The organism is Kribbella caucasensis, assembly GCF_004361855.1.
GTDB lineage: Bacteria > Actinomycetota > Actinomycetes > Propionibacteriales > Kribbellaceae > Kribbella > Kribbella caucasensis.
In genome coordinates, this window is record NZ_SNWQ01000011.1 from 209,942 (window position 1) to 226,594 (window position 16,653).

16 protein-coding genes are annotated in these 16,653 nt (G+C 66.7%); 11 read left to right on the top strand and 5 right to left on the bottom strand.

The genetic code is table 11. The annotated features are described in order from the left end of the window. Positions 1-33: 33 nt before the first annotated feature. From EV643_RS23235 to EV643_RS23250, 4 genes are all read left to right on the top strand, one after another. Positions 34-3,330, top strand: coding sequence for a TIM-barrel domain-containing protein (locus EV643_RS23235; protein ID WP_238165740.1), 3,297 nt, complete (start codon positions 34-36; stop codon positions 3,328-3,330). Continuing rightward, complete coding sequence (locus EV643_RS23240; protein WP_133802223.1) at positions 3,327-6,173, top strand: TIM-barrel domain-containing protein; 2,847 nt, start codon at positions 3,327-3,329, stop codon at positions 6,171-6,173. Before EV643_RS23235 ends, EV643_RS23240 begins: the two co-directional genes overlap by 4 nt. Positions 6,174-6,417: 244 nt before the next feature. Then, complete coding sequence (locus tag EV643_RS23245) at positions 6,418-6,711, top strand: hypothetical protein (RefSeq protein ID WP_133802224.1); 294 nt, start codon at positions 6,418-6,420, stop codon at positions 6,709-6,711. A 284-nt stretch (positions 6,712-6,995) separates the two neighbouring features. Beyond that, positions 6,996-7,541 (top strand): response regulator transcription factor, encoded by a 546-nt coding sequence (locus EV643_RS23250; RefSeq protein ID WP_238165741.1) that lies wholly within the window; start codon positions 6,996-6,998, stop codon positions 7,539-7,541. Between the two features lie 65 nt (positions 7,542-7,606). On the opposite strand, the gene EV643_RS23255 is transcribed toward EV643_RS23250, so the two are convergent. Next, positions 7,607-7,744: a SapB/AmfS family lanthipeptide gene (locus EV643_RS23255; RefSeq protein ID WP_133802226.1), complete on the bottom strand. Its 138-nt coding sequence runs from the start codon at positions 7,742-7,744 to the stop codon at positions 7,607-7,609. Between the two features lie 171 nt (positions 7,745-7,915). Here EV643_RS23255 and EV643_RS23260 point away from each other — a divergent pair, with 171 nt between their 5' ends. Beyond that, complete coding sequence (locus EV643_RS23260) at positions 7,916-8,542, top strand: DUF2461 domain-containing protein (protein WP_133802227.1); 627 nt, start codon at positions 7,916-7,918, stop codon at positions 8,540-8,542. 13 nt (positions 8,543-8,555) lie between these two features. Here EV643_RS23260 and EV643_RS23265 read toward each other — a convergent pair whose 3' ends face one another. Next, entirely contained in the window at positions 8,556-9,431 is an 876-nt protein-coding gene (locus tag EV643_RS23265; RefSeq protein WP_133802228.1) for a Sco1979 family transcriptional regulator, read from the bottom strand. A 547-nt stretch (positions 9,432-9,978) separates the two neighbouring features. Between EV643_RS23265 and EV643_RS23270 the strand changes: the two genes are divergently transcribed. Both EV643_RS23270 and EV643_RS23275 read left to right on the top strand, forming a co-directional pair. Beyond that, entirely contained in the window at positions 9,979-10,182 is a 204-nt protein-coding gene (locus EV643_RS23270; protein ID WP_133802229.1) for a hypothetical protein, read from the top strand. Further along, positions 10,179-10,400 (top strand): hypothetical protein, encoded by a 222-nt coding sequence (locus tag EV643_RS23275; RefSeq protein WP_238165742.1) that lies wholly within the window; start codon positions 10,179-10,181, stop codon positions 10,398-10,400. The genes EV643_RS23270 and EV643_RS23275 overlap by 4 nt, the downstream gene beginning before the upstream one ends. 245 nt (positions 10,401-10,645) lie before the next feature. On the opposite strand, the gene EV643_RS23280 is transcribed toward EV643_RS23275, so the two are convergent. Further along, positions 10,646-10,879, bottom strand: a complete 234-nt coding sequence (locus EV643_RS23280; RefSeq protein WP_133802230.1) for a DUF397 domain-containing protein — start codon at positions 10,877-10,879, stop codon at positions 10,646-10,648. A gap of 443 nt (positions 10,880-11,322) precedes the next feature. Here EV643_RS23280 and EV643_RS23285 point away from each other — a divergent pair, with 443 nt between their 5' ends. Beyond that, complete coding sequence (locus EV643_RS23285; protein ID WP_133802231.1) at positions 11,323-12,150, top strand: SAM-dependent methyltransferase; 828 nt, start codon at positions 11,323-11,325, stop codon at positions 12,148-12,150. A gap of 86 nt (positions 12,151-12,236) precedes the next feature. Here EV643_RS23285 and EV643_RS23290 read toward each other — a convergent pair whose 3' ends face one another. After that, positions 12,237-12,941, bottom strand: coding sequence for an FAD-dependent oxidoreductase (locus tag EV643_RS23290; RefSeq protein WP_238165743.1), 705 nt, complete (start codon positions 12,939-12,941; stop codon positions 12,237-12,239). 102 nt (positions 12,942-13,043) lie between these two features. Here EV643_RS23290 and EV643_RS23295 point away from each other — a divergent pair, with 102 nt between their 5' ends. Next, the gene (locus EV643_RS23295) at positions 13,044-14,270 is read left to right on the top strand and encodes an APC family permease (protein WP_133802233.1); all 1,227 of its coding nucleotides are present in this window, start codon (positions 13,044-13,046) and stop codon (positions 14,268-14,270) included. Here EV643_RS23295 and EV643_RS23300 read toward each other — a convergent pair whose 3' ends face one another. Then, positions 14,271-14,627 (bottom strand): nuclear transport factor 2 family protein, encoded by a 357-nt coding sequence (locus tag EV643_RS23300; protein WP_133802234.1) that lies wholly within the window; start codon positions 14,625-14,627, stop codon positions 14,271-14,273. An 81-nt stretch (positions 14,628-14,708) separates the two neighbouring features. Here EV643_RS23300 and EV643_RS23305 point away from each other — a divergent pair, with 81 nt between their 5' ends. Together EV643_RS23305 and EV643_RS23310 are read left to right on the top strand one after the other, a co-directional pair. Beyond that, positions 14,709-15,500, top strand: coding sequence for a hypothetical protein (locus EV643_RS23305; RefSeq protein ID WP_238165744.1), 792 nt, complete (start codon positions 14,709-14,711; stop codon positions 15,498-15,500). Positions 15,501-15,509: 9 nt separating this feature from the next. After that, entirely contained in the window at positions 15,510-16,637 is a 1,128-nt protein-coding gene (locus tag EV643_RS23310; RefSeq protein ID WP_133802235.1) for an NAD(P)/FAD-dependent oxidoreductase, read from the top strand. Positions 16,638-16,653 lie beyond the last annotated feature (16 nt).

Genomic DNA, 16,653 nt, shown 5'->3' on the forward strand with positions numbered 1-16,653 from the left:
GAGAGAAGTGAGGCTGTGATGAGGTACGCCGTCATGCCCAAAAAACGTTGGATCGCCGCGCTCCTGGTGCTCGCGGCAGTCCTCTTCCAGTTCACCCCGACCCCGGCCTGGGCCGGCACCCTGACAGGTGTTTTCCACGCCCCGTACGGCGCCGACGAGTTGTACAACACCGCAGCGACCGAGCGGGCCCCGCGTGATCCGATGGCCGGGCAGGCCGTCGAACTCAAGACCACCACCTGGCCGGTCTCGTCCGGGCAGACGGTCTGGATCACCTGGACCAAGAACGGCGTGAACCAGACCCCGATCGGCGCGGCCTTCGACTACAACAGCGGCAACAACACGTACTGGAAGATCCCGATGGGCAGCTTCGTCCGCGGCGATCAGATCACGTACACCGTCAACGCGGACGTCGATGGCGCGAACCAGAAGACGATCGGCCCGTTCTCCTTCTCCGTCACCAGCTTCAGCGGCGCCGGCAACGTGACCGGGTTCGTCAACAACGGCACCAGCGTCGACGTGACCACCACCGACACGGCAGGCGGCGGCAGTACGCCGAAGATCCGGTTCGCCTTCCCCGCGACCAACCGATTCCACGTCCAGGTCGCGCCACGAGGAACCGGCCTGAACATCAGCGGATCGTCGTCCTACACCGTGACCGACAGCGCGGGCACCCTGCAAATCGCGACCACCAACGTGGTGGTCAAAATCCAGAAGACGCCGTACCGGGTCGCCGTCTACAAGGGCGACGGGACCACCTTGATCGCCAGGCAGTACGACCCCGCGACCTTCCGCAACACCGGTTGGGCGAGTGACGGCAGCACGACCGTGACAAAGGTCGAGGACCACTGGCTCTCACCAACGAGCGAACGCTTCGAAGGACTAGGCGAGCGGTACGACGCGCTGAACCAGCGAGGCAAGGACGTCCACAACTACGTCTACAACCAGTACCAGGACCAAGGGCCGACCGCGAGGACCTATCTCAGCGTCCCGTTCTTCACCAACTCGGCCGGCTACGGCATCTACGTTCCGAGCACCCGGTACTCCGTGTTCAACCTCGGCACCCATCTCAGCGACATGGCCGGGTTCACGGTCGACACCGGCGGCGCGTTGAACTCCACCGTCGACTACCACTTCTTCACCGGCACCCGCGCGGAGATCGTCGACCAATACACCGCCGTCACGGCCCGGCCGAAGCTGCCGCCGAAGTGGTCCTTCGGCCTGTGGATGTCGGCCAACGAGTGGAACACCCAGGCCGAGGTCAACGCCGAACTGGCGAACGTCACGAACAACAACATCCCGCACTCCGCGATGGTGCTCGAGCAGTGGAGTGACGAGGCGACCTTCTACCTCTGGCACGGCGCGACGTACACGCCGAAGCCGGGCAACCAGGCGCTCACCTACAACGACCTGACCTTCCCGGCCGGTACGGCGTGGTCGAACCCGAAGGCGATGGTCACGGCCGCCCACAACCAGGGGATCAAGATGGTCCTCTGGCAGATCCCCGTACTGAAACAGGACTTCGACACCAACCCACCGACCGCACCACAACAGCACGTCAACGATCGCGACTACGCCGTTGCCCAGGGCTACGTTCTCGGTGACGGTGCCGGCGGCCCCTATCGGATCCCGTCCGGCCAGTGGTTCGGCAACAGCACGGTGCCCGACTTCACCAGTACGGCGGCCACGAACTGGTGGATGAGCAAACGCTCCTACCTGATCGACGAGGTCGGCGTCGACGGTTTCAAGACCGACGGAAGCGAGGCGGTCTTCGGCCGGAACGTCACCAGCGCCAGCGGCCGCAAGGGCGACGAGCTCCACAACGCTTACCCGAACGAGTACACCCGCAGCTACAAAGAACTGGTCGAATCGAAGCTCGGTACCCAGGGCGTCTTGTTCAGCCGCGGCGGTACTGCGGGCGCCCAGGCAAACTCGATCTTCTGGGCCGGCGATCAGGCGTCCACGTTCGACGCCTTCCAGCAAGCAGTCCGCGCGGGTCAGAGCGCCGGCCAGTCCGGGATTCCCTTCTGGTCCTGGGATATGGCCGGATTCACCGGAACGTTCCCGAGCAGCGAGCTCTACCTCCGATCGGCCGCGCAGGCGACCTTCTCGCCGGTCATGCAGTACCACTCGGAGAAGTCGAACCCGGGGACGTCCGAGGCGAGAACCCCGTGGAACGTCCAGGCCCGGACCGGTGACAGCACGGTGATCCCGAAGTTCCGGAAGTTCGCCAACACCCGGATGAACCTGATCCCGTACCTCTACACGGAGGCCAAGAACGCGTCCACGACCGGGCTGCCGATGATGCAGTCGATGAGTGTCGCGTTCCCGACGGACACGACCGCGGCCGCGCAGGAACAGCAGTACATGTTCGGCCGTCAGTTGCTGGTGGCACCGATCACCACGCAGGGCGCGACCAGCAAGAGCGTGTACCTGCCGGCCGGCGAGTGGTACGACTTCTGGAACGGCGGCCGCGCGCAGGGTGCCGGCACGAAGGTCTACAACGCCGACACCAGCACCATCCCGGTCTACGCCAAGGCCGGCGCGATCGTCCCGCTCAACCTGAACGCGAACTACGAACTGGGCGGCACGATCGGCAACAGCGTCGACACCTACACCAACCTCACGTTCCGGGTGTACCCGTCCGGCACGACCAACTACGCGTACTTCGAGGACTCGGCGAACCAGACCCGTACGGTCACGTCCACCGAGAACTTCGCCGGCCATCAGGTGACGGTCAGCGTTCCGCCGCTCGCCACCAAGAGCACCCTGCAAGTGGCATCGACCCAGCCGACCTCGGTCACCAAGGACGGCGCGACGATGACGGCCCACGCGACCCTCGCGGCGTTGCAGGCGGCGACCGAGGGCTGGTACTGGGATTCCATCCAGCAGCTCACCCACGTCAAGACCGCGTCCAGCGCGGCAGCGCGCAGCGTCGTACTGAACGGCGTGGACAAGGCCGGGTACGAGGCCGAGTTCGGCGACAACACCGGTACGTCGACCAACACCGACCACCCCGGATACACCGGCACGGGATTCGTCGACGGGTTCGAGTCCGCCGGTGACGCCGTGTCCGTGGACGCCAACGCCTCGACCACAGGCAGCCACGTGCTCAAGTTCCGCTACTCGAACGGCGCGGCAACGGCGGCGACACGGACCATCCAGGTGGACGGCGTCACCGTCGGCACCCTCAACCTGCCGTCAACCGGCAACTGGGACACCTGGGGGACGGCAACCCTGACGACCAACCTCACCGCCGGGAAACGCGTGGTCAAGGCCATCTACGCCAGTGGCGGCATCAACCTCGACAACATCACGGTGGCCCGGCCATGAAACGACTAGTGGCTTTCCTTCTGTTACTGCCTTTGCTGGTCGTACTCCCGACCACGGCTGCCCGTGCGGCCGTACAACGAGTGCAGTTCACTGCCGGAGGCAACTATCTGGTGGTCGAGTTCCTCGACAACGACCTCGTCCACTTCGAAATGGGGGCCGGCGCCGGACCAGGCACCGGTACGCCGATCTTCAACACCACCCAGGTCGCGAAGACGGACTACCCCGGCCCGACCAGCCTCACCCAGAACGGCGGGGTCCTCACCACTCCGGGCATCAAGGTCGACGTCAACCAGACCACCTTGTGCGCCACGGTCTACGACACCGCCCGGACGCCGGAGTTGTTGCTCAACACAACCTGTCCGAGAAACCTCAGCCAGGCATGGAAAGGACTGAGCTTCACCAAGTCGTCGATGCAGAACGCGTACGGCCTGGGGGAGCAGTTCTTCATGGGCGGCAGCGCCGACGGCGACTGGGTCGGCCGGCAGCGAACGGGCGGCACCTACGGCAACGCGATGCTCTACGACACGGACAACGGTCCGGTCGGCAACGCGCAGATCCCGGTGCTGTTCGCGGTCGGCGCGAACACCACGAACTACGGGATGTTCGTCGACCAGGTCTACAAGCAGCAGTGGGATCTGACCGGCGACCCGTGGACGATGGACACCTTCGGCGATCAGCTCCGCTGGTACGTGATGTCCGGGCCGGATCTGCCCGATGTGCGCAAGGACTACCTGGAGCTGACCGGTCGTCCGCCGGTGCCGCCGAAGAAGGCGTTCGGCCTGTGGATGTCGGAGTACGGCTATGACAACTGGTCCGAGATCGACACCACACTGAGTGGACTGCGGGCGAACAAGTTCCCGACCGACGGCGTGATGCTGGATGTGAACTGGTTCGGCGGAGTCACGGCCGGCTCGGACAACACCCGGATGGGCACGCTCGAGTGGGACTCCACCAACTTCCCGAGTCCGGCGACGAAGCTGGCGCAGTACCGGGACACGAACGGCGTCGGCGTGATGACGATCGAGGAGTCATACATCGGGAAGAACCTGCCCGAGCACTCGTCGATGGCGTCGGCGGGCTACCTGATCCGCGCCGGGTGCTCGAGTTGCAGCCCGGTCTACCTGACCGGCAACGACTGGTGGGGTCGCGGCGGCATGATCGACTGGACCCAGCCGGCAGCGAGCGCCCAATGGCACAACGACCAACGGCAGCCGCTCGTCAACGCCGGGGTGATGGGTCACTGGCTCGACCTCGGCGAGCCGGAGATGTACGACGGCAACGACTGGACCGCGGGACTCCTCCCCGGAAAGCATGCGCACTCGGACTACCACAACCTCTACAACCTCGAATGGTCCCGCGGCATCGCCAAGGGATACACGGACAACGCCGTACAGCAGCGTCCGTTTCTCCTCGCTCGTTCGGCGGCAGGTGGTATCCAACGGACCGGTACGGCGATGTGGTCCGGCGACATCGGATCGAAGCTCACGGCCCTTGCGTCGCAGCAGAACGTCCAGATGCACATGTCGATGTCCGGGATCGACTACTTCGGGTCGGACATCGGCGGGTTCCGGCGGGAGATGCTCAACTCGGACCTGAACGAGCTCTACACCCAGTGGTTCGCGAACTCGGCCTGGTTCGACGTACCGATCCGGCCGCACACCGAGAACCTGTGCGACTGCCTGGAGACCTCGCCCGACTCGATCGGTGACGTCCCGAGCAACCTCGCGAATCTACGTCAGCGGTACGAGCTCACGCCGTACTACTACTCGCTCGCGCATCGCGCCTACACCACCGGCGAACCGCTGATGCCGCCGCTCGTGTACCAGTACCAGAACGACCCCAACGTGCGGGAGGCCGGCCACGAGAAGCTGATCGGCAAGGACCTGCTCGTCGGCGTCGTGGCCGGCGCGAACCAGCGGCAGCGCGATGTCTACCTGCCCGCGGGGACCTGGTTCGACTACTACACCAACACCAAGACGGTCAGCACCGGGCAGAACCTCACCAACGTGCCGCTGTGGCGCAACGGCAAGTTCCAGCTGCCCGCGTACGCCCGGGCAGGCGCGATCCTGCCGAAGATGGTGGTCGACGACCAGACGATGAACGTGCTCGGCAAACGCGCCGACTCCTCGACGCGCAACGAGCTCGTCGCCCGGGTCTACTCCGACACCACCGCGTCGTCCTTCACGCTGGCCGAGGACGACGGATCGACCATCGGATACCAGTCCGGTTCGAAACGGACCACGGACCTCACCCAACAGCAGGTCGGTTCAACGGCGACCGTCGGGATCGCGGCCTCGTCCGGGACGTACTCCGGTGCGCCTGCCTCCCGCGCGAACGTGGTCGAGCTGGTGGCGGACACGCAGGCCTCGGGAGTCACGCTCAACGGGACCGCGCTCACGCAGTACGCGAACAAGGCGGCCTTCGACGCGGCCGCGAGCGGCTGGTACAACGCGGGTGGCAACCTGGTCGTGGCGAAGTCGGCCTCGTTGTCGGTGGGATCGGTGAAGACGTTCGTGTTCACCCTCGGCCAGGCGGTCGTGTCGAAGACGTTCAGCTGCTCGAACGGGACCACGGTGGCCGGCCAGTCCGTGTACGTCGTGGGGAATGTGCCACAGCTCGGTGCGTGGTCGGTGGCGAGTGCGGTGAAGTTGTCGCCGACGAGCTACCCGACCTGGACCGGCACGATCAGCAACCTGCCGCCGAACACCGCGGTCGAGTGGAAGTGCGTAAAACGGCAGGAAGCGAACTATCCGTCGACCGCCGACCAGTGGGGACCTGACCCGAATATCACCTTCACCACGCCCGCGACAGGAAGTGGCGGAACGACCACAGGCGGTTTCTGAGCCGCGTAATCGCTTACATCGACCAGACGGCCGGTGGCACTGGTATGCCAGTGTCACCGGCCGTATCGTGCTTTGAGACCGAACGTGTCGGTGAGGTTTGTCCTGAGTAAGGACTCTGTGAAGAATCGCTGCTGACCCCTCTCCGGATGTGGATCCGCGGGCCGCGGACCGTAAGTTCGTAGAGGTGTCAGTCGAGGTCAGGAGTGAACGAAGTGCAACGGGGCAGTCGGGTCATGCCGTCGGCATGCCCGCAGACACCAGCGTCGGCGGACTCGTGACGACGCTGAACAAGATCCTCGCCATCGCCGGCGTGGCTCTACTACTCGGTGGGCTCGCACTGGGTTTCCGCTCGGTTTCCGTCGGCTCGACCGCCTGCGGCTCGGTGTTCACGCCCGCGGGCGGTATCACCCCGATGGCCTGCGACGGCCGCCTGAACAACGCCGCCACCCTGGTCACCGTGATCATGGTCCTCGGCGCCGTCAGCCTGGCCGCCGCCATCACCCTCAAGGTCGTCCGCGACCGCCGCGTGTCAGTCTGACCCGGTGATTCGCGCCCGACAACTTCATCCCGTTGCTCAGAGCAACCAGCTGTCAGGCTGACCGACGGGCCCTTGTTTACTTAGGGTGTTCGCGCATCGGCAACTCCTCGCGAGGGGGTGACAACTGGCCGGATTCGCACCAGACTGTCTGGTGATTAATTTTCGAATTGCTGGGGAATTCGGTAACCGGTAAGTCTCGAAAAGATGTCACCAGGGGGGCGGGGGCGGTGATCCGGGTATTACTCGGGCATCGAGGCGCATTGCTCAGAGGTGCATTGGCCGCGGTGCTGTCCAAGGAAGACGACCTGTCGGTCGTGGCGGAGCTCGACTGTGCCGACGAAGTACTGCCGGCCGCGGCGCGAGCGGATCCGCATGTGCTCGTACTCGATCCGGCGATGCATGGCCAGGTCGGTCTCGAGGAGGTCTGCCGCGAGCTCACCTCCCTCGGAGTGCTCCTCCTGGTCGACCGGGAGGCCTCCGCCGCGGCCAGTCTCGCGCTGGTCCGGATGGCGCCGCGGGTCGGCCTGATCGCGACCGACGCGTCGCCGGAGGAACTGGTCGAAGCAGTCCGGCGGATCGCCGGCGGCCTGCCCGTCCTCGACCTCGAGCTGGCGATGGCGGCACTGCGGGCCGGCGAGAATCCGCTCACCCATCGCGAGTGCGAGGTGCTCCGAATGGTGACGACGGGGGCGACCGCACAAGAGATCGCCCGCAAGCTCTGCCTGAGCGCGGGCACGGTCCGCAACTACCTGTCCCACATCCTCACCAAGACCGGCTCCCGCAGCCGCATCGAGGCCATCCGCAAAGCCCAGGAAGAAGGCTGGATCTGACCCGGCCCGACCGGGGCGGGCCGGGGTCTGACGGGTCCAAGCGCCGTCAGACCCCTCGCTGCCCGTCAGTGACAGAGCAGCAGGCTGAGGTTGCTCGGCCGATGCGAGCCACACCCCAGGATGGTCAGCGTGCTGCCACCGAATCCACTGCCGCCGCCGTAGCCACCGGGAACCGTGAGACCCTGCAGATCGAGAAGTGCCATCAGTGCCATCTCCCTCCGGATTTTGTCTGCTTCCGCGCACATCCTCGGCTCGACCGGCCGGTCCGCTGTAGTGGCTGGGGTCACCACCGCACCATGAGAAACCCACTGGTTGACCGACGCGTAGCACCCATCCGGTCCAGCAGCCCGGATCGGGCGAACTATCGTTGCGCCATGAGCTTCACCGGGTTTCCCGCTGCCGCGCTGGACTTCTACGACGACCTGGAGATGGACAACTCCAAGACGTTCTGGACGGCGCACAAACAGGTCTACGAGGAGTCGGTTCGGGCGCCGATGACCGCGTTGATGGAATCGCTCGAACCGGAGTTCGGCCCGGCCAAGGTGTTCCGCCCGTACCGCGATGTCCGTTTCGCCAAGGACAAGACGCCGTACAAGACGAACCAGGGCGCGTTCATCGGCTGCGGCCCATCCACCGGCTGGTACGTCGAGGTCGCGGCCCCCGGCGTACGGGTCGGGGCCGGGTTCTACGAGGCATCGGCGGACCGGCTGGCCCGGATCCGGGTCGCGATCGACGAGGAGCGCCGCGGCACCGAACTGGAGAAGCTGCTGGCCGATCTGCAGACCGAGGGCTGGACCCTTGGTGGCGACAAGCTGAAGACGTCACCCCGCGGCTACGACACCACGCACCCGCGGATCGAGCTGCTCCGGCACAAGTCGATCACGCTGATGAAGAAGTACGGCTTCGAGCCGGTCATCCACACGCCCGAGCTGCTCGACCGGATCCGCGTCGACTGGCGAGCGACCAAACCGTTCCTGGAGTGGATCACCGCCAACGCCTGACGGCCGTACGGGGTCAGTCGTCGAAGTCCTTGAGGATGCGGTGGATGTGGTCGGGCGTCTTGTTCGGCGGGGGAGCGGCGACGCAGAGCGCCTCCATGGTCGCCGTGTACTGATCGAGGTCGTCGAGCTTGTCCAGGTAGAGCGCACTGGTCAGGTGCTCGATGTAGACGATGTCCGGCAGGTCCTGCTCGGGGAACCGGAGGATGCTGTACGCGCCACCGGTCGCCGCGTGACCGCCGGACTCGAACGGCATCACCTGGAGCGTGACGTTGCCCATCTCGGTCGCCTCGAGCAGGTGCTCCAGCTGCATCCGCATCGCCTTCCGGCCGCCGATCGGCCGTCTCAGCACGGACTCGTCGACGACCGCCCACAGCCGCACCGGGTTGAGCGGCCGGGTGAGCACCTCCTGCCGGCTGACCCGCAGCGCGACGCGGCGCTCGACCTCCTCGGCGGGGATCAGGCCGCGACCGAGCTGGACGACGGCTCGCACGTACTCGGGGGTCTGTAGCAGGCCGGGGATGAACTGCAGCTCATAGGTACGGATCAGCTGGGCGGCCGCCTCCAGCCCGAGGTAGGAGTGGAACCAGCTCGGCAGCACGTCGCCGAAGCGGTGCCACCAACCCGGGTTGTTCGCCTCCTTGGCGAGCGCCAGCAGCCGGTCGTGCTCCTCGGCGTCGTCCATCCCGTACAACTTGAGCAGGTCGGCGACATCGCGTTCCTTGAAGCCGACGCGGCCCAGCTCCATCCGGCTGACCTTCGACTCCGACGAGCGGATCTCCCATCCCGCGTCGGACCGGCTGATCCCAGCCGCCTCCCGCATCCGCCGCAAGTGCGCTCCGAGGATGATGCGAAGCGCGGTCGGCCCGCTTTGCGCGCCCGACTCCGTCACCACTCACCTCCGACGCCCCAGCTCGACCGAATACGGCATGGTGCACACCCCGACAAATCATCGCACGCTCAACTGCCGATCTGCCGAACTTCTTACATACACCATCACCGAGCTTTCCGGGCCCGTCGCCGCCCGTTCCACCCCGTACTCCGTCCGCGGTGCCGTCGGGCACTCTTCCGTGGGGCTCATGTCCCTCGCAAACCGCTGTCGGCTACACAGAGTGAGTCGTGTTGGCGGCACACGACGATCGCTCGGCGAGTTTGTCAGGACAAATCAGGCGTTTGAAACCGGCCGGATCGGACCGTTTCGGGACCGCCGAGGGCCGATTTGAGGCGGGGAAGCCGCCGCGGGAGGTCACAACTCAAAAACGTGCGGATGCACGTGCATCGGGCGCTTGCATTCGCAGCGTGCCGACGCCATGATTGCTCCATGCACACATGGTGAGCTGAATCTCGCAAAACGTGACATCGCATGATTCGGCAGGCCGGTTCTACAGGCCCCGTCGGCAGCTCCGCTGCCGGCATTACTGGTTGGGGAACCCGAGTCGATGAGCAACCACGACACAGAGCCCACTGAGGACCGTGCCGAGCGTGCCGAGCGTGCCGACGGCCGTGCCCCTGGCGAGTTGACCGAGCGGGAGATCCAGGAACTGGTCGCGCGCTGCCCCGAAGAGCAGCGCTGGGCTTTCGAGGGCTGGCTGCGCGGTGTGCGGCAGCTCGACGGCGATCCGATCGTGAGCCTGGCGCCATGACCACTGATCGAGGAGGAGGCCGGAAGATGGTGCGGATCTGGTTGGGCGACCACCTGATCGCGGAGTACGTCGCGGAGCCCGACCGGGCGTCGAAGTACCAGCGCGTGATGACGCCCAAGTTCACCGGTCTGCGCATCACCGTGGACAACGCGGCCGGCCCCGGCAGTGCCTCCGAACTCCCGCGCAGCGAACAACTCTGGCCGCTCACCGTTCAGTAGTTCGCCTCTGATCGACCGTCCGCCGGGCCAGTGATCGGGTCCGGTCGACGGTGGTAACACGCTCCCTTTCCCCAAGGGAGCGGGCAGCAGAGCCGTCCTCCTCCTCAAGGACGGTATGACGAAAGGCCGTCCTCCTCCTCAAGGGACGGCCTTTCGTCATTCCTGCCGCATTTCGCCTGCGTCCGGACAAGAAGAGACCCCCGCACCGCTCGCCCGGTGTGGGGGTCTCTGTCTCTTGGTTCTGGTTAAACGAGGTCGTCGAACTCGCCGTCTTGGACGCCGCCGAGGAACGCCTCGATTTCGGCCTTCGTGAACACCAGGGCCGGTCCGTCGGTGTGACGCGAGTTCCGCATCGCCACGCCGCCGCCCGGCAGCTTCGCGACCTCTACGCAGTTGCCGTTGGGGCCACTCCGCTGACTCTTCCGCCAGGTCAGCTCGCTCATCGCGTCGCCGGGCATGCCGTTGTAGACAGCAGTCATCAGCTGCACCTTCCGTACGTCTTTGGCATATGCACGTGCATTTGGGCTTGCATTTGCATCGTACACGTTGGAGGGCCCTGTGTCCGGTACAACACGTTCTGTAGTGAAACACTCGTTGGAGCACGCTTGCCGGTCGCGGAAGGTGACCGATTTCGGCGCTGGGGAGCGACAAGGCCCGGACGACGCGCCGAAGCTCGCGGATCGTGGTTGATCCGGGTCGCTAGGGGGAATGAGTCCGGGCGGACCATCCGCCGTACTGGACTGGTGCAGGTCGCCAAAGCGGGTGGTGGGCCTCAGTGGCTGAAGCCCTTGTTTTATTGAGAAATCAGGCTTTTCGGACTTGCTCGTCGAAACACTCCGGACAGGGGTGAACCAGGCGACGACTGGTATGGAAATGCACTAGGGTGACGCAGAAGAATCCCTCCGACACAAAGGCTGCGCCGATGGCGACTCCTGACGGCCCGGATGAAGCTCCGGCGTTCGACACTTCCCAACCGACCATCGCCCGCGTCTATGACGCGTTGCTCGGCGGCAAGGACAACTTCGCCGCCGACCGCGAGGGTGCGGCGACCTACCTGAAGTACGTTCCGGACGCCGGTCGCTGCGCGATCGAGAACCGGGAGGCTCTGGTCAAGGGCGTGCAGTATCTGGTGCGCCAGGCGGGTATCGATCAGTTCCTCGACATCGGCAGTGGTCTGCCGACGCAGAAGAACACCCACCAGGCGGCCCAGGAGATCAACCCCGAGGCGAAGGTCGCGTACGTCGACAACGACCCGATCGTGCTCGCGCACGGCCGTGCGTTGCTGGCGACGAACAACAGCACCATCGTCGTCACCGCGGACCTGCGCGAGCCGCAGGCCATCCTCGCGAACAAGGAGATCCAGGATCACCTGGACTTCGAGCGGCCGATCGCACTGATGGTCGTCGGGCTGCACATGCACTTCCACGACGACGAGAAGCCGGACGAGTGGGTCCGCACGATCATGAACGCGCTCGTGCCGGGCAGCTACCTGTTCATCACCGACTTCGTCGACACCGGCGAGCCGCTGCAGAAGGGGATGGAGAAGGCCGGCCTGGAGAGCCTGGGCAACGGCTGGATCCGGACCCCGGAGCGGATCGAGCAGCACTTCCTCGGTATGCCGATCGTCCCGCCCGGCGTGGACTTCCTGGCCCGCTGGTTCCCGGAGGACCCCGAGGGCGACGTGCCGGCGGCGGAGGAGCTCGAGCCCTACCAGCGCATCCTGATGGCCGGGATCGCGAAGAAGGGCTGAGCCTCCCCTCTGTCCAGAAGGCGCGCGTCCTGGTGACGCGCGCCTTTTGCGTGCCTGGGACCGGTGCGGGTGCCGACGCGGTTGTGTCAGCCGAGGGGTTTGGTGGCGGGGCCGTCGAGTACGTCGCCTGCCGGGGTGAATCGGGAGCCGTGGCAGTTGCAGTCCCACGTGGTGTCGGCGGGGTTCCAGTGCAAGGGACAGCCGAGGTGGGTGCAGACAGGTTTGACGGTGTGCAGCTCGCCGGTGGAATCGCGGTAAGCGCCGACCGTATGCCCGTCCACCTCGATCAGGCCGCCTTGACCGACCTCCAGATGGTCGAGGCCGCCACGGAACGGCTGGACCAGCCGGCCGGCGTACTCCTTGGCGACCTTCAGGTTGTCGGCGATCAGCTTGCCGACGGAGTGCGTGTCGCCGATCCGGCCGGCGTCGTACAGCGAGATCGCCGGATTCGGCCGGTCGAGGATCAGATCGCGGAGGACACCGGCGGCCGCGGTTCCGTTGCTCAAGCCCCATTTGCGCATGCCGGTGGCGACCAGGATGGAGTGGCTGCCCGGCGACCGGCCGACGTACGGGATCAGGTCCGGGGTGCTGTAGTCCTCGGCCGACCAGCGGTACTCGGGTTGTGGCGAGAAGTTCCATACCGAGCCGGCCCAGTCGACCAGGCCCTGGTATGCCGCCGCGGTGTTCGTGTCGTCGCCGGTCTCGTGGTCGCCGCCGACGACGATCAGGCCGGTAGCTGCTCGTCGGCGCGCAGTACGTCGTACTCCGGAAACGAGGCGGTCGCCAACCACACGGATCGCTGCTCAACCATGCGTCCCCGGTACCCGACTGGACGGCTCGAAACCGTGGGACTCGGAGCGTCCCGGGGCCTGTTGGTGTGATCGACTGACCCAATGCAGGAACTGCGCAGGCGGCTCGGGGTCTGGGATGCAGTCGTGGTGGGGCTTGGCGCGATGGTCGGGGCGGGGGTGTTCGCCGTGTTCGCGCCGGCGGCGGAGATCGCCGGGTCGGGCCTGCTGGTCGGGCTCGCGATCGCGGCGGTGGTCGCCTACTGCAACGCGACCTCGTCGGCGCGCCTGGCCGCGGTCTACCCGGAGTCCGGCGGGACCTATGTCTACGGACGCGAGCGGCTCGGGCCGTTCTGGGGATACCTGGCCGGTTGGGCGTTCGTGGTCGGCAAGACCGCGTCGTGTGCGGCGATGGCGCTCACGGTCGGGGCGTATCTCTGGCCCGACCACAAGAACGTGGTGGCGGTCGCAGCTGTCGTCGCGCTGACCACGCTGAACTACTTCGGTGTACAGAAGGCCGCGTGGTTGACCCGGATCATCGTCGCGGTCGTACTGGTTCTGCTGGCTGTGGTCGTGATCGTTTCGCTGACCGCCGACGATGCGCGGTACGGGCGGTTGGAACTTGGTCGTGAAGGGGCCGGCGGGATTCTGCAGGCGGCCGCGTTGATGTTCTTCGCGTTCGCCGGGTACGCGCGGATCGCGACGCTCGGCGAGGAGGTCCGCGATCCCAGCCGGACGATTCCGCGGGCCGTCCCGCTGGCGCTGGGGATCAGCCTGATCACGTACGCCGCGGTGGCTGTCGCGCTGCTGGTGATCCTCGGAGCGGAGCGGCTCGGTGATTCGCCGGATCCGCTGGCCGAGGCCGTTCGCGTCGCGGGGCTGGCGTGGCTGGTGCCGGTCGTGCGAGTGGGTGCGGCGATCGCGGCGCTGGGGTCGTTGCTCGCGCTGATCCTGGGGGTGTCCCGGACGACGCTGGCGATGGCGCGCGATCGTCATCTGCCGAGCGGACTCGCCGCGGTACACCCGAAGTACCACGTCCCGCATCGCGCGGAGCTCGCCGTCGGTGCGGTGGTCGCGATTGTTGCGGCGACGACCGATCTCCGCGGCGCCATCGGGTTCTCGTCGTTCGGGGTGCTGCTGTACTACGCCATCGCCAACGCGTCGGCCTGGACCCTCCAGCGAAGCGAAGGGCGACCACCTCGCGCCGTACCGGTTCTTGGTCTCGTCGGCTGTCTCGGTCTTGCCTTCGCGCTGCCGTGGCCGTCGATCGTCGTCGGCCTCGGAGTGCTGTCGCTCGGCGCAGTCGCCTATCGACTCAGATCGACGAGGTGATCAGTTCGCCGGGGTGCCCTGGTGGTAGTAGAGCTGCCAGTGGCCGTTGAGGCGTCGCCATAGGGAGCTGCGGCGTACTGGGGCCCCGCCGGTACGACGGCTGACGTATCGGATCAGGATCAGGTCGTCGGCGAGTTTGACGCCTTCGACCTCGGTCGCCTCGATCGGTTCGGAGTCGGTGATCTCGCCGGACCGCAGCGCGGCCACCATCGCTGGGCGGTCCCATCGCTTGCCCGACGCACCGACCTCGACGAACTCCGGGTGCAACAGGGCCTCGACCTGCTCGGCGTTGCCGCGCACGTCCGGCAGCAGCAGCTGAAGCTCCGAGTGCACGGCCTGCTGAACGTCCTCATCCACCCGATCGAGCCTATCGAACGGCGACTCGCGTGGGGCTGGTTGTTACGGAGGGTGCCGGGGAACGGCAGAATGAGGGTAGAGATGTTGATGACGGGGAAGGACGCCTTGCCGCAGCGGATGTATCGGACGTTGCCGGCGGATGTGGCCGCAGTCGTGCGGGCTTATCCGCCGATGCTGGTTGCCTTCGGTGCGGCGCTCGCCGGGACGGCGCTGGTGTTCGACATTTTCTACCTGGTCGCGAGTCCGGGGCTGCTGCTCGCCGCCGTGTACTCCGTCCCCGTGCTGGCCGGGCTGATCGCCGGGCTCGTCGCGGCGGCTGACGACACCGGCCTGGGGGGCCGCGTGCTGACGTGGACCATCGCCGCGGTCGTTGCGCTGGGCATCACGAACATCGTCGTGGTGGCGATGATCTCGGCGATGCGCCGGACCGATCCGTCGAACTGGGGCGCCGGTGGTCAGTCGGTGTTGCTGGCCGCCTGCACGATTCCCGTGGTCGCGGTGACCATCGTTGTCGTCCGCAACCTGATCGGTGCTCTGGGCATCGAGCTCCGCACCAAGTGGCCGCACCGGAAGCCGCAGCCACCGCCGATCGCACTGCGGGCGGTCGCGGTCGGGAAGCCGGTCGCCAGCAAGGAGGCCGCGGCTCGGGCCAAGCCGGTGCGGGTGGTCGAGGAGCCCGAGGAGCAGTTCGAGCCGGTGGCCACTTTCGTCCCAACGCCGCCTCGTGTGGTTGATCTCGAGGAACCACGTGAGGTCGAGTCGACCAGCGGAGGGACCGGCCACGCCGACCGCCGATTGGGCCGAGCCAGCCGAGCGCCCGTCGTACCGCCATCCCGTCGTACTCACCGTCCAGGCAAACGCCCCGGCCGATAGGTCAGTGCCGTGAAACCTGTGTGGGAGGTCGGGGTCGTGGGGGCGGGACCGGCTGGGGCCTGCGTTGCGTTGGGGGCGTTGGCGGTGGAGCCGTCGTTGTCGGTGGTGCTGCTCGATCGTGAGGACTTTCCGAGGGACAAGGCGTGCGGTGACGGGATCGCGCCGCACGTACTCGATCTGCTGGCGGACGTCGGCATCACCGGGATCCTCGACGACTGGACGCCCGTCCGCCGGCTCTCCCTCGAACGCGGTGACCAACTGGTGGATCGCGAGATGCAACGAGCGACGTGGGTCGTACCGCGGACCGTCTTCGATCAGCGGCTCGTCGATGCGGCCGTATCCGCCGGCGCCCAACTGGTCCGGCATCGCGTCCGCGAGTTGACCGTCCAGCCGGATTCGGTGCTGCTGGACGAATCGGTCGCGGCGAAGGTCGTGGTCGGCGCCGATGGCGCGAATTCCGTCGTACGGCGTGCTGTCGGTGGCCGGCCGAGTCCGGCGGCGCTGGCGTTGCGGGGATATGCACCGACTCCGCAGGGCCGGGATGCGCGGCAGGTGATCGTGTACGGCGAGGGCCGGCAGCCGTCGTACGCGTGGTCCTTCGACCGGGGCGACGGGTTGTCGAACGTGGGGTACGGCGAGGCGCTGCATCCGAAGCGCCCGCATCCGACCCGGGCGGACCTGCTGGCCAAACTCGAGCGGTTGCTGCCGGGGTCGACGGTCGGCGGGGACTCGTGGCGGGCGCACCATCTGCCGCTGTCCGGTTGGTTCTGGCGGCCGCGATCGGGGCGGGTCCTGCTTGCGGGGGATGCGGCCGGCCTGATCAATCCGATGACGGGCGAGGGGATCTACTACGCGGTCGCGACCGGCCTGCTCGCCGGGCGTGCTGCCGTCGCGGCGCTCCGCTCGGGGGATGGGGCCGGCGCGGGCGCGGCGTACCGGCGAGCTGTGCGGCTGCTCGGTCGGCACTTCAGGCATGCGACACTCGCGGGCCGGCTCTCTGGATCGGAACGCGTGCTCAGTGCGGGTATCCGGGCGGCCGCGGCCGACCAGGCAGTCTTCGACGACCTCGTCACCCTCGGCCTCGCCGACGGCCACATCACCTCGACCGTCCTGCGTTCACTCTTCCGGCGGTCGTAGACACTGTTGTGGCATC